This window comes from Pseudomonas sp. 8_5_2 (assembly GCF_059295255.1).
In genome coordinates, this window is sequence record NZ_CM181238.1 from 1,082,592 (window position 1) to 1,096,049 (window position 13,458).

Consider the following 13,458-nt stretch of genomic DNA (forward strand, 5'->3'; position numbering starts at 1 on the left):
ATGGCAACGCTCGAACTTCGCAATGTGAACAAGACCTACGGCAGTGGTTTGCCAGACACCCTGAAGGATATCCAGCTGTCGATCAGGGACGGCGAGTTCCTGATCCTGGTCGGCCCGTCGGGCTGTGGCAAATCCACCTTGATGAACTGCATCGCCGGGCTGGAGCAGATCAGCGGCGGCGCGATACTGATCGACCAGCAAGACGTCAGCGGCATGAGCCCCAAGGATCGCGACATCGCCATGGTGTTCCAGTCCTACGCGCTGTACCCGACCATGAGCGTGCGCGAAAACATCGAGTTTGGCCTGAAGATCCGCAAGCTGCCGCAGGCCGCCATCGACGAGGAAGTGGCGCGCGTGGCCAGGCTGCTGCAGATCGAGCACCTGCTGGCGCGCAAGCCGGCGCAACTGTCCGGTGGCCAGCAGCAGCGCGTGGCCATGGGCCGGGCGCTGGCGCGGCGGCCGAAGATCTACCTGTTCGACGAGCCGCTGTCCAACCTCGACGCCAAGCTGCGGGTCGAGATGCGCACCGAAATGAAACTGATGCACCAGCGCCTGAAGACCACCACCGTGTACGTCACCCATGACCAGATCGAGGCCATGACCCTGGGCGACAAGGTGGCGGTGATGAAGGACGGCATCATCCAGCAGTTCGGCACCCCGCAGCAGATCTACAACGACCCGGCCAACCAGTTCGTGGCCAGTTTCATCGGCTCGCCGCCGATGAATTTCATTCCGGTGCGGCTGACGCAGCAGGATGGCCGACTGCTGGCGCTGCTCGACAGCGGCCAGGCGCGCTGCGCGCTGCCTCTGGGCGTGGCGGCTGACGACCTTGACGGCCGCGAGATCATCCTTGGTATCCGCCCGGAGCAGATTACCCTGGGGGCAGCAGAGGGCAATGGCCTGCCGGGCATTCGCGCCGAGGTGCAGGTGACCGAGCCCACCGGGCCGGACCTGCTGGTATTCGTCACCCTCAACCAGACCAAGGTGTGCTGCCGCCTGGCACCGGACGTGGAGTGCCGGATCGGCGACAGCCTGAACCTGCAACTGGACCCGGCCCGGGTGCTGCTGTTCGATGCCGACAGCGGCCAGCGCCTGCGCCTGGCCAGCACTGGCGCAACCGCCAAGGACAACGTGGCTCACTTCAAAGGCCGTTGACTCGTCTACACCATCAATAAGAAAAAAGAGGACGCAAAGGGATGGAACAGCGCAAACGCATCAGGACATTGGGCTCGCTGGCATTGCTCGCCGTGGTCGGCAGCAGCGGCGCGCAGGCTGCCGAGGCATTTTCCAGCGAATCGAAATGGATGACCGGCGACTGGGGCGGCACGCGCACCGAGTTGCTGGACAAGGGCTATGACTTCACCCTCGATTACGTCGGCGAGGTGGCCGGCAATCTGAACGGGGGCTACAACGACGACAAGACCGCACGCTACAGCGACCAGTTTGCCCTCGGTGCGCACCTGGACCTGCAGAAGATTCTTGGCTGGCACGATGCCGAGTTCAAACTGGCGATCACCGAGCGCAGCGGGCGCAACCTGTCCAACGACCGCATCAGTGATCCGCGTGCCGGGCAGTTCAGCTCGGTGCAGGAGGTGTGGGGCCGCGGCCAGACCTGGCGCCTGACGCAGATGTGGGTCAAGCAGAAGTACTTCGACGGCACGCTGGACGTGAAATTCGGCCGCTTCGGCGAGGGCGAGGACTTCAACAGCTTCCCCTGCGACTTCCAGAACCTGGCCTTCTGCGGCTCGCAGGTGGGCAACTGGGTAGGCGGCATCTGGTACAACTGGCCGGTCAGCCAGTGGGCGCTGCGGGTGAAGTACAACATCACACCGGAATTCTTCGTCCAGGTCGGCGCCTTCGAGCAGAACCCCTCCAACCTGGAAACCGGCAATGGCTTCAAGCTCAGCGGCAGCGGTACCAAGGGGGCCATCCTGCCGGTAGAGGCCGTGTGGTCGCCCAAGGTCAATGGCCTGCCGGGCGAGTACCGCCTGGGCTACTACTACAGCACGGCGAATGCCGACGATGTGTTCGACGACGTCAACGGCAACCCGCAGGCGCTCAGCGGTGGCGCCTTCAAGTCGCACTCCAGCAAGCATGGCTGGTGGGTGGTCGCGCAGCAGCAGGTGACTGCCCAAGGCGGCGATATCAACCGAGGCCTGAGCCTGTTCGCCAACTTCACGGTGCATGACAAGGCCACCAACGTGGTCGACAACTACCAGCAGGTGGGACTGGTCTACAAGGGTGCCTTCGACGCCCGCCCCAAGGATGACATCGGCTTCGGTGTGGCGCGTATTCATGTAAATGACGACGTGAAGAAGCGCGCCGAACTGCTCAACGCCCAGAGCGGTATCAGTGATTACGACAACGCAGGCTTCGTGCCGCTGCAGCGTACCGAGTACAACGCCGAGCTCTACTACGGCTTCCATGTCACCAACTGGCTGACCGTGCGGCCCAACTTGCAGTACATCAAAAGCCCTGGCGGGGTGGATGAAGTGGACAACGCGCTGGTCGCAGGTTTGAAGATTCAGTCGTCATTCTGAGGGCAATTGTTGTAAATTTACGCCAATCCCTTTTCGGTTCCCGGCACCCACTGGCCTGCAGTGGGTGTCGGGGATAGGCCGAGACAGCGCTATCTCAAACAACAAGAGCTCTGAACCATGCCCGAACATCCGCTCCATCGCTTCTTTTCCTCGCAGCGGCCAAGGCCGACATTCGAGTGGGAGCGTTACCAGCAGCGCGATGTGCTGATCATCGATCATCCCCGTTGCCAGGCAGTGTTCAGCCGCCAGGGCGCGCAGCTGCTGCACTTTCAACCGACCGGAGAACGGCCTTGGCTGTGGTGCGCCGAGCAGTGGCCGCAGGTGGGGGCGATTCGCGGGGGCGTACCGGTGTGCTGGCCCTGGTATGGCCGCCACCCCAGCGAAGACCTGTGGCCAGCCCATGGCTGGGCACGCCTGCTGGACTGGAAGCTGGTGGACAGCCGCGAGGACGAGGAGGGCGTGACCCTGAAGTGGCGGCTGGACCTGTGCGACTGGCAGGTCGACCTGCATGCGCGGCTGGGAAGCCGCATGGAACTGAGCCTGAGTACCGAGCACCAGGACAGTGAACCTTGCCAGCTGAGCCATGCGCTGCTGGCCTACTGGCGCATCAGTGACGTGTCCGAGATAGCGCTGTCCGGGCTTGAGGATATCGAGGGCTACGACCGCCTGAACCGCCAGGCCTGCCGTGAAGATGGCGCGCTGAAGCCCAGGGGTGGCTGCCAGAAGGTCTACCCGGGAACGCCGCGCGTGCAGTTACAGGACCCGGCCTGGCAGCGCGAGCTGTGCATCGATACCGGCGACAGCGATGACACGGTGGTGTGGCACCCCGGCAACCGCCCGTTGATGGGCGTGAGCGGCCGCGAATCCCAGCGATTTATCTGCGTCGAGGCCGCCAGCGGCAGTGGCGAAGGCCTGAGCCTGGCCCCAGGGCAACGCGCCCACCTGCGGCTGCAGGCGCACCGGCTCAGTTGAGTTCGTCGTCCTCGATCGGGTAGCGGCTGGCGTTGAGGCTTTCCTTGATCTTGCGCAGGTGCGGCTGGAAATCCACACCGCGGCGCAAGGTCATGCCGGTGGCCAGCACATCGAGCACGGTCAGCTGGATGATCCTCGAGGTCATCGGCATGTAGATGTCGGTGTCTTCAGGTAGCGGAATATGCAGGCTCAGGCTGCAAGCGTTGGCCAGCGGCGAGCCGGCGGCGGTCAGGCCCAGCACCGAGGCGCCGTTTTCGCGGGCCAGGCGGGCCACTTCGACCAGTTCCCGGGTGCGCCCGGTGTAGGAAATGATCACGAACAGGTCACCGGTGTGGGCCACCGAGGCCAGCATGCGCTGCATCAGCACGTCGGCGTGGGCCGACACCGCCAGGTTGAAGCGGAAGAACTTGTGCTGCGCGTCCAGGGCGACCGGTGCCGAGGCGCCGAGGCCGAAGAAGTGGATCTGCCGGGCCTGGATCATCATGTCCACGGCACGGCTGACCTGCTGCGGGTCGAGCTGCTGGCAGGCGCTGTCGAGCGAGGCGATGGCACTGGCGAAGATCTTCTGGGTATAGGCTGCCGGGTCGTCGTCGGCCTCTACTGCGCGGCTGACGTAGGCGGCGCCGCTGGCCAGGCTCTGTGCCAGCTGCAGCTTGAGTTCCGGGTAGCCGCTGACGCCGAACGACCGGCAGAAGCGGTTGACGGTCGGTTCGCTGACCTTGGCCGCCTGAGCCAGCGCAGCGATGCTGAAACGGGTAGCTTGTTGCGGGTTGAGCAGGATGACTTCGGCGACTTTGCGTTCGGCCTTGTTCAGCTCGTCCAGGCGTCCCTGGATCTGTTCCAGGAGGTTTCGCACGCGGTCCATGGGTGTGTCCTTGGGTCGGGAAGGCAGCCGGCTGTGGGAGCAGCAGGCTTTTTGCAGGGTCGTCTATCGTACTGTCGGTACGGTTGACGTACCACTTGTCTGTAACACTTGTGGGTAATGTTGTGGTTTTTACTACATTTACCCTTGAAAACCGTATGTGAAAGCGGTATTCCTAGTACAACTTTAGGAAAGAACCAACATCATGGCTGCGATCAGTGTCGAACCTTGCACCTTTGCCCTGTTTGGCGCCTTGGGCGACCTGGCATTGCGCAAGCTGTTTCCTGCGCTCTACCAACTCGACCGTGCCAACCTGCTGCACGCTGATACCCGCCTGCTGGCGCTGGCCCGCGAGGCAGGCAGTGCGCAGGACCACCTGAACACTATCGAAGCACACTTGCGCCGGCATGTGCCCGAGGCGGATATCGAGCCTGCTGCGCTGGGCCGCTTTCTGGGTCGCCTGGGCTACCAGCACCTGGATTTTCTGCAACCCGAGGGTTACCAGGCGCTGGCCGGGCAACTGCCAGGCGAACTACCGCTGATCGCCTATTTCGCCACTGCCGCGGCGGTGTACGGGGCCATCTGCGAAAACCTCGACAAGGCCGGGCTGGCCCAACGCACCCGGGTGGTGCTGGAAAAACCGATCGGCCACGACCTGGAATCGTCGCGCCGGGTCAACGATGCCGTGGCGCGGTTCTTCCCGGAAAACCGGGTGTACCGTATCGACCATTACCTGGGCAAGGAAACGGTGCAGAACCTGATTGCCCTGCGCTTTGCCAACAGCCTGTTCGAAACCCAGTGGAACCAGAATTCCATCTCCCATGTGGAGATCACGGTTGCCGAAAAAGTCGGCATCGAGGGCCGCTGGGGCTACTTCGACAAGGCCGGCCAGCTGCGTGACATGATCCAGAATCACCTGTTGCAGCTGCTGTGCCTGATCGCCATGGACCCGCCCAGCGAACTGTCTGCCGATGCCATTCGCGACGAGAAGGTAAAAGTGCTCAAGGCCCTGGCGCCAATCACCGGCGATGGGCTGAGCACGCGTGTGGTGCGTGGCCAGTACATTGCCGGCTACAGCGAAGGCAAGCCGGTACCTGGCTACCTTGAAGAAGACAACGCCAACGCCCAGAGCGACACCGAAACCTTCGTCGCGCTGCGCGCAGACATTCGCAACTGGCGCTGGTCCGGCGTGCCGTTCTACCTGCGCACCGGCAAGCGCATGCCGCAGAAGCTGTCGCAGATTGTCATCCATTTCAAGGAAACACCGCACTACATCTTCGCCCCGGAACAGCGTTTGCAAATCGGTAACAAGCTGATCATCCGCCTGCAACCGGACGAAGGCATTTCTTTACGGGTGATGACCAAGGAGCAGGGCCTGGACAAGGGCATGCAACTGCGCAGCGGCCCGTTGCAGCTGAATTTTTCCGACACCTGGCGCAGTACAAGGATTCCGGATGCCTACGAGCGGCTGCTGCTCGAAGTGATGCGCGGCAACCAGAACCTGTTTGTGCGCAAGGACGAAATCGAGTACGCCTGGAAGTGGTGCGACCAGCTGATCGCCGGCTGGCGGAACGCGGGCGATGCGCCCAAGCCTTATGCGGCAGGCTCGTGGGGGCCGATGAGCTCGATTGCACTGATCACTCGCGATGGGAGGGCCTGGTATGGCGACATCTGAGGCGATAACCGAACTGAAACTGCCAGCGGACGTGAAGGCACACGCCCTGGCCGACGCCAACACCTTGGCCACGACTCTGGCCAATGACGTCGCTGAACGTCTGCGTGCGGCCGTTGCGGCCAAGGGCGAGGCCTGCGTTGTGTTGTCCGGCGGCCGCAGCCCGGTGCCGTTCCTGGAGAAACTTTCTGGCCAGAGCCTGGACTGGGCAAAGGTCACCGTCAGCCTGGCCGATGAACGCTGGGTGCCAGTGGAGCACGCTGACAGCAACGCCGGCCTGCTGGCCCGTCACCTGCTCAAGGGGCCGGCGGCCAAGGCGCGCTTCGTTGGCTTGTACCAGCAGGCTGAAAGCCTGGATGCCGCTGCGCTCAAGGCCGACCAGGCTTTGGCTGCGCTGCCGGTGATCGATGTGCTGGTGCTCGGCATGGGTGACGATGGCCATACCGCCTCGCTGTTCCCCGCCAGCCCCGAGCTGAAAGCAGGCCTGGACCTGGCGAGCTCACGCCGCTGCCTCCCGATGCTGGCACCTGGCGTGCCGCACCAGCGCCTGTCGATGACCCGCGCGCTGCTGGCCAGTGCCGCCTTCATCGCGCTGTCCGTGCAAGGCCAGGGCAAACTCGCTACCCTGCGCGCCGCGCTGGGTGGCAACGACCTTACCGAAATGCCGATTCGCGCTTTTCTTCACGACCCCCTGGACATCTACTGGTGCCCATGAGCCAAGGATCTACAGTCATGACCACCCTCGAACGCCCACAGGCCCTGCTCTCGATGGCCGATAAAGCCGCACGGATCGACGCCATCTGCAAAAAGGCGCGCATCCTGCCGGTGATCACCATCGCCCGTGAGGAAGATATCCTGCCGCTGGCTGATGCGCTGGCTGCTGGCGGCATCCGCACCCTGGAAGTGACCTTACGATCGCAGCACGGCCTGAAGGCCATCCAGGTGCTGCGCGAACAGCGCCCGGAGCTGTGCGTCGGCGCCGGTACGGTGCTGGACCGCAGCATGTTCGCCGCTGTTGAGGCGGCAGGTGCGCAATTCGTCGTTACACCGGGCATTACTCCGGACGTGCTGGCGGCGGGAGTAGACAGCGAAATTCCATTGCTGCCGGGTATCAGCACGCCGTCCGAAATCATGATGGGCTATGCCTTGGGCTATCGCCGGTTCAAGCTGTTTCCGGCGGAAATCAGTGGCGGCGTGGCGGCGATCAAGGCCTTTGGGGGGCCGTTCGGTGATATCCGCTTCTGCCCGACCGGTGGCGTGAACCCGGCCAATGTCCGCAATTACATGGCCTTGCCCAATGTGATGTGCGTGGGTGGTACCTGGATGCTCGACAGCAGCTGGATCAAGAACGGCGACTGGGCGCGGATCGAGGCGTGCAGCGCGGAGGCGATGGCGCTGCTGGACGCCAACTGAATTTGTTGTGTGCTTTACGGCTTGTGGGGCGCTTGGTCGGCGCCCTTTTTTTCGCCTGCAAGAAAGTATTCCTGCTGAAGGAGCGTGTTGTCGACCGTTAAGTTTGTACCTCTTTCGGTAACAGGGGAACTAACGGTGATCAGTCATCACGAACATGAATTTAAAGGGTCGTATGAGATTGAGCGCCACCTGTATGGTGCGCAGGGTTTGCAAGCGGGGAGTTGGGTTGCCGGGAAAACGGTTTTTGGCAGCATTAAAGTGAACGGTGTTTCTGTCGAGTGCTATACCCGCCCCGCTTTTGCCTACCTTTCTTATTGCTCCCGGGTGCAGGAGAGTCGTTCTGATCAATATGTAAGCCGGCAGCATTACTGGTGTGGGCTTGGTCGGGAATTCATGGGCGATATCGGGTGCGCGTTCAAAATCAGTGCGGGCGTTAATCGGGCAAATTCATTGTCCGGCATTGTCACTGATTTGCCTGCTCATGTGTTGTGGGGCGAACCCAGCGAGCACGTGCGCGATGTGTATTTGAACGGTAGTGCGGCATATCTGATTTATCAGGTGAATATCGCTTACGCCCATTGCCTGCTCGCAAACAAAATAAGCAAAGAACTCCAAGGTGCGTTTTGCGATGTGGGCGGGCAACAGGTGCTTGTGTCCGCAACCGCCACCAGTAGCCTGGTTGCAGTCGATGAATCGCAGGCTGTTGAGCTTGCTGGCTGGCCCCTTATAAAGCAGGCAGTGCTTGAGCGGGCAGGGCTGGGTGTACTTCAGTTTGACTACGCTGCACGAGATGTTCCCTTCTATCGATATAAATAACAATACTTGACAGGAAATCAGATGATATGAGCTTTATTGACAAGGCAATGGTCAAGGACATCGGAGACTTTCCGCACAAGCGCGGGTCTTATGAGGTTGAGAATTATTTGCTTGGTGGTGACGGTGCAGTCAACGCCGGTTGCTGGATATATGATAAAACCGTCTATGGCGACATGAAGCTGGGGCCGCAGAATTGGGCGACATACAGTACGCCGGTCTTGGCTTACCTGGCGCATTTGAATACCGTACGTGTGCCCAGTAGCGTCAAATATATACAGGACGTGGCTGTAACCGAGGGGTATAGCTCGACATTCACTTCAACATTGGAAACGGAAATTGGTCTGGGGTCTGGTTTTCTGGGGTGTGTGATCGGTGGCAAGTTGACGTCGAGTTCCAGTGAGGGGATTTACGGGTCTACGGTCAATACGCGTAAAATTGAAATGGAAGGCCCAGGAGTGTTTAATATCTACCAGTTGCACTATGTCTATGCACATTGTGTGACGTCGGCAGGTAACTTTGGGGATTTCTTCGAGTATTCGAAGTGCCAAAAAATCAAAAATCGCGAAGACCTGTTCTTCCTGACTTCGCTGGCCAGTGAAACCACCGTTGCTGTTGCCTCAAAATACTCTATTGCGCCGCTGGGCTGGGGAGAGATACAGATTGCCGCCCTCATGGACGGATACAATGCAGAGTTCAATAGTGGCCGTTTTGCCTTCGACTGGAAGGCCCGTAATCTTCCCGGGTGTCATTACTGAAGAAAGGCATGAGCAACCCGCCATTGGCGGATGGCTACTCGCTTGGTACTACTGCGCTACACCTGCAGATGGCGCGTTGGTTGTGCGGCAGGTTTACCACAATAGGGCAGTAAATAAAAAAGCCCGCATCACAGGATGCGGGCTTTTTCATTCATTGCAGCACGGCTCAGGCCGCCTTGGCTTCCTGCTGGCTCAGCGAACGGTTCAGCGCGCTGAACAGCGCCTTGAAGCTGGCCGTGGTGATGTTTTCATCGATACCCACACCGTGCACCGGACGGCCGCCAGCGACGCGCAGTTCGATGTAGGCCGCAGCCTTGGCGTTGGTACCCGCGCCAATGGCATGCTCGTTGTAATCCATGATCTCCACGGCAATCGGCAGGCCGGCTACCAGCGCTTCCAGGGCACCATTGCCCTTGCCGCGCCAGTGCAGCGTGGTTTCGCCTTCACCGGCAACTTCCACTTCCACGGTGCTGTGGCCGTTTTCTTCCTGCAGGCGGTGGCTGACCAGCGCATATGGGGCGTTGGCCTGGAGGTATTCCTTGTGCAGCAGGCTGTAGATCTGCTGGGCGGTCATTTCCAGGCCCAGGCGGTCGGTTTCGCCCTGCACCACTTGGCTGAACTCGATCTGCATGCGACGCGGCAGGCTGATGCCGTATTCCTGCTCGAGCAGATAGGTGATGCCCCCTTTGCCCGACTGGCTGTTGACGCGGATCACCGCCTCGTAGCTGCGGCCGATGTCGGCCGGGTCGATCGGCAGGTACGGCACTTCCCACAGCTCGCCTTCTTGCTGCTTGGTAAAGCCCTTGCGGATGGCATCCTGGTGCGAGCCGGAGAACGCGGTGTGAACCAGATCGCCAACGTAGGGATGACGCGGGTGCACCGGCAGCTGGTTGCACTCTTCGACAACCTTGCGCACGCCGTCGATGTCCGAGAAGTCCAGTTGCGGGTCGATGCCTTGGGTGTAGAGGTTCAGCGCCAGGGTCACCAGATCGACGTTGCCGGTACGCTCGCCGTTGCCGAACAGGCAGCCTTCGGCGCGGTCCGCACCGGCCATCAGGCCCAGTTCGGTGGCAGCGATGCCGGTGCCACGGTCGTTGTGGCAGTGCAGGCTGATGATCACGCTGTCGCGGCGGCTGATATTGCGGCAGAACCACTCGATCTGGTCGGCGTAGATGTTCGGCGTGGCGACTTCCACGGTGGCCGGCAGGTTGAGGATGACCTTGTGCTCAGGCGTCGGGTTCCACACCTCGATGACCGCATCGCAGACTTCCTTGGCGAACTCCAGCTCGGTGGCGCTGAAGGTTTCTGGCGAGTACTGGAAGGTCCACTGGGTGTCCGGTTGCTGGGCAGCGTACTTGACGAACAGCTTGGCCGCGTTCACTGCGATGTCCTTCACGCCTTGCTTGTCCTGGTTGAAGACAATGCGGCGGAACGACGGGCTGGTGGCGTTGTACAGGTGGACGATGGCCTTCTTCGCGCCGCGCAGCGACTCGAAGGTGCGGGCGATCAGGTCTTCACGGGCCTGGGTGAGCACCTGGATGGTGGTGTCGTCCGGGATATGGCCGTCTTCGATAAGGGTGCGCACGAAGTCGAAGTCGGTCTGCGAAGCGGACGGGAACGAAGCCTCGATTTCTTTCACGCCAACCTGCACCAAGGTCTTCCAGAAGCGCAGTTTCTTCTCCGAATCCATCGGCTCGATCAGCGACTGGTTGCCATCACGCAGGTCGGAGCTGCACCAGATTGGCGGCTCGGTGATGGTTTTCGACGGCCAGGTACGGTCAGGCAGGTCGATGGTCGGGAACGCGCGGTATTTTTTCGAAGGGTCTTTGAGCATGGTCATGGAAGCAATCCTTTTGTGTGCGGCCGAGATCGGGCCTGCCGAGCGATAACGAGGTGAAGAGGCGAGGCGACGCGATTCAGCCTGGTAGTCGGGCGCTGACCAGGCAGAGGCTGCGATGTTGTCGGAGCAGGATGAGGGTGCTGAAGGTTTTCATGCTTCCAAACTTAACCAGTGAGGTGGGGGATGGCAAGCGTTCGGCAGAAATTGAGAGGAATGCTTAAAAAAGTCGGTTTTGCGAGATTTTATGGCAGGGATTTTCTGGGTGCTTATTGATTGTTGCGCGGTATTTTTCGCTGGCGCAACCCAAAGCTCAGGGCTGGAAGGCACCAATGAAGATTGCCGGGTCCACGCGAGCATCGTTCAGGCTGACGTTCCAGTGCATATGCGGCCCGGTAGCCCGCCCGGTCGAGCCCACGCGCCCGACCACATCGCCGCGGCGCAGCTGTTGCCCTACCTGGGTATCGATCTTCGACATGTGGCAGAACATGCTGATGAAGCCCTGGCCATGGTCGACGAAGACGGTACGGCCATTGAAAAAGTAGTCCCCCACCAGGATCACCTTGCCGTTGGCCGGGGTCTTGATCGGCGTGCCGGCCGGCACTGCAAAGTCCAGCCCGGCGTGGGGGTTGCGTTCTTCGCCATTGAAGAAGCGGCGCACGCCGAACTTGCTCGACAGCGGGCCGCTGACCGGCTTGTCGAGGATCAGGTTGCTCGGCAGGGACGGGCTGAAGCTGCGGTATGCCTTGATCTGCTCGGCCAGTTCGCGGTCGATGCGCTTGAGGTCGGCCGGGTTCGGGTTGACCTGGCGGGTGTTCTTGAGGGTGATGCGTTGCTCGGGGTATTGCTTGCTGCCGACCGTGAACGGCAGGGTGCGACCGCCCTGGCTCAGCAGGGCGGTGCCGGGCTTCTGGGTCAGCGGGATGCCGACGATGGCCAGCCAGTTGTCCTGTTCCTTTACCACCAGCACCGGTTTGCCGTCGAAGCGGGCACTGGGTGCGCTGGCGGCAGGGCCGAGGTCGATCACCGCCACACCGCCGGGTACCGGCTTGTTCAGTGTGCGGGTGATGTAGCTGGCCTGGGCGCCGCCAGCCAGTAGCAGCAGGGAAAGGGCAAGCAAGGGCGCGAACAGGCGGGGCATGTGTCAGTCCAGTAGTGAGAGGGTGACCGGGGTCAGGTGGTTGTCTTCAACCCGCACCAGCAGCTCGCCCTGGTTCAGGCGGGCGGTGAGGCGTTGGCCATTGCGGGTCTGTTCGGCGCTGCGTATCGCCTGGCCTTGTTCATCCAGCAGGATGCTGTAGCCGCGGGCGAGGGTGGCCAGCGGGCTGACCACTTGCAGCGTCTGCAATTGCGCCTGGAAGCGCTGGCGACGGTCCTTGAGCACTTCGCGCATGGCCCGTGGCAGGCGCTCGGCCAGGCTGTCCAGGCGCTGGTTCAGCAGTTTCAGGGTGCGCCCCGGGTGCTGCGCGGCCAGGCGGGTATCCAGGCGTGCCAGGCGTTCGCGGCGCTGGTTGAGGTTGAGCGTGAAGGCGCGCCGCAGGCGCATGTCCAGGTCGTCCAGGCGCTGGGCCTGCTGCCGCAGGCGCTCGCCGGGGTGGCGCAGGCGCCGGGTCAGTGATTCCAGGCGCAGGCGGTCGTGGGTCAGGCGGTTCTGCATGCGCAGCAGCATGCGCCGTTGCAGGCCTTCCAGGCGTTGCTGCAGGCCACTGTTGTCGGGGGCCAGCAACTCGGCGGCGGCAGACGGTGTGGGCGCACGCACGTCGGCGACGAAGTCGCTGATCGATACATCGGTCTCATGGCCCACCGCACTGACGATGGGCGTGACGCAGGCAGCCACCGCCCGCGCCACGGCTTCTTCGTTGAAGCACCACAGGTCTTCCAGCGAGCCACCGCCACGGGCCAGGATCAGTGCGTCGAAACCCAGGCTGTCGGCCAGACGGATGGCGCGCACGATCTGCGCGATGGCTTCGCGGCCCTGCACTGCCGTGGGGATCAGGTTCAGTTCCACCTGCGGCGCGCGGCGGCCGAACACGCTGATGATGTCGCGGATCACCGCGCCGGTGGGCGAGGTGATGATGCCGATGCGCTGCGGGTGGGCCGGTAGCGGCTTCTTGCTCTCGGCGCTGAACAGCCCCTCACCACCGAGCTTTTCCTTCAGGGCCTCGAACGCCAGGCGCAGCGCGCCGTCGCCGGCCGGTTCGACGGTGTCGAGAATCAGCTGGTAGTCGCCACGCCCTTCGAACAGCGAAACCTTGCCGCGCACCCGCACAGCCAGGCCATCGCGCAGGGTCTGGCGCACACGCGTGGCGTTCTGCCGGAACAGCGCGCAGCGCACCTGGGCGCCGCTGTCCTTGAGGGTGAAGTACATGTGCCCGGACGCGGGGCGGGCGAGATTGGAAATCTCGCCCTCTACCCACACGCTGCGGAACACGTCTTCCAGCAGCACGCGGGCGCGGCCGTTGAGTTGGCTGACGGTAAGGACCTCGCGGTCCAGGCCGAGTCGTTCGAAGGGGTCTCTGATCATGCTCGGCATCATCGCAGTTGCGGGTGGCGAGCTTCAAGCAGTACTAACTGAGTTGCCCGAATTACAC

General features: G+C 62.1%; 12 protein-coding genes. 8 read left to right on the top strand and 4 right to left on the bottom strand.

Annotated elements, in window-relative coordinates:
- The 3 genes from AC5O5R_RS04870 to AC5O5R_RS04880 all read left to right on the top strand — a co-directional run bounded on the left by AC5O5R_RS04870 (nt 1) and on the right by AC5O5R_RS04880 (nt 3,512).
- On the top strand, nt 1-1,155 hold the full coding sequence (locus AC5O5R_RS04870) for an ABC transporter ATP-binding protein (protein ID WP_172224405.1): 1,155 nt from the start codon (nt 1-3) through the stop codon (nt 1,153-1,155).
- 41 nt (nt 1,156-1,196) lie between these two features.
- On the top strand, nt 1,197-2,540 hold the full coding sequence (locus tag AC5O5R_RS04875) for a carbohydrate porin (RefSeq protein ID WP_172224408.1): 1,344 nt from the start codon (nt 1,197-1,199) through the stop codon (nt 2,538-2,540).
- Between the two features lie 117 nt (nt 2,541-2,657).
- A complete protein-coding gene (locus AC5O5R_RS04880) occupies nt 2,658-3,512 on the top strand; it encodes a D-hexose-6-phosphate mutarotase (RefSeq protein WP_494515018.1) in 855 nt (284 codons plus the stop codon).
- Here the strand turns inward: AC5O5R_RS04880 and hexR are convergent.
- Nucleotides 3,505-4,368 carry a DNA-binding transcriptional regulator HexR gene (hexR, locus tag AC5O5R_RS04885; protein WP_169774905.1) on the bottom strand — a complete coding sequence of 288 codons (864 nt, stop codon included), beginning with the start codon at nt 4,366-4,368 and terminating at the stop codon, nt 3,505-3,507. The two genes, AC5O5R_RS04880 and hexR, sit on opposite strands and share 8 nt — an antisense overlap.
- Before the next feature lie 211 nt (nt 4,369-4,579).
- On the opposite strand from hexR, the gene zwf reads away from it, so the two are divergent.
- The 5 genes from zwf to AC5O5R_RS04910 all read left to right on the top strand — a co-directional run bounded on the left by zwf (nt 4,580) and on the right by AC5O5R_RS04910 (nt 9,030).
- Nucleotides 4,580-6,049 (top strand): glucose-6-phosphate dehydrogenase, encoded by a 1,470-nt coding sequence (zwf, locus tag AC5O5R_RS04890; RefSeq protein ID WP_494512142.1) that lies wholly within the window; start codon nt 4,580-4,582, stop codon nt 6,047-6,049.
- Entirely contained in the window at nt 6,021-6,761 is a 741-nt protein-coding gene (gene pgl, locus AC5O5R_RS04895) for a 6-phosphogluconolactonase (protein WP_172221576.1), read from the top strand. Before zwf ends, pgl begins: the two co-directional genes overlap by 29 nt.
- 17 nt (nt 6,762-6,778) lie before the next feature.
- Entirely contained in the window at nt 6,779-7,459 is a 681-nt protein-coding gene (locus AC5O5R_RS04900) for a bifunctional 4-hydroxy-2-oxoglutarate aldolase/2-dehydro-3-deoxy-phosphogluconate aldolase (protein ID WP_172221574.1), read from the top strand.
- Between the two features lie 87 nt (nt 7,460-7,546).
- Nucleotides 7,547-8,275 (top strand): monalysin family beta-barrel pore-forming toxin, encoded by a 729-nt coding sequence (locus AC5O5R_RS04905; protein ID WP_172286860.1) that lies wholly within the window; start codon nt 7,547-7,549, stop codon nt 8,273-8,275.
- 26 nt (nt 8,276-8,301) lie between these two features.
- On the top strand, nt 8,302-9,030 hold the full coding sequence (locus AC5O5R_RS04910; RefSeq protein WP_494515019.1) for a monalysin family beta-barrel pore-forming toxin: 729 nt from the start codon (nt 8,302-8,304) through the stop codon (nt 9,028-9,030).
- Nucleotides 9,031-9,196: 166 nt separating this feature from the next.
- On the opposite strand, the gene leuA is transcribed toward AC5O5R_RS04910, so the two are convergent.
- The 3 genes from leuA to xseA all read right to left on the bottom strand — a co-directional run bounded on the left by leuA (nt 9,197) and on the right by xseA (nt 13,391).
- Nucleotides 9,197-10,870: a 2-isopropylmalate synthase gene (leuA, locus tag AC5O5R_RS04915; RefSeq protein WP_172221565.1), complete on the bottom strand. Its 1,674-nt coding sequence runs from the start codon at nt 10,868-10,870 to the stop codon at nt 9,197-9,199.
- 310 nt (nt 10,871-11,180) lie between these two features.
- Entirely contained in the window at nt 11,181-12,008 is an 828-nt protein-coding gene (locus AC5O5R_RS04920; protein ID WP_172221562.1) for a M23 family metallopeptidase, read from the bottom strand.
- 3 nt (nt 12,009-12,011) lie between these two features.
- Entirely contained in the window at nt 12,012-13,391 is a 1,380-nt protein-coding gene (gene xseA, locus AC5O5R_RS04925) for an exodeoxyribonuclease VII large subunit (protein WP_494515020.1), read from the bottom strand.
- Nucleotides 13,392-13,458 lie beyond the last annotated feature (67 nt).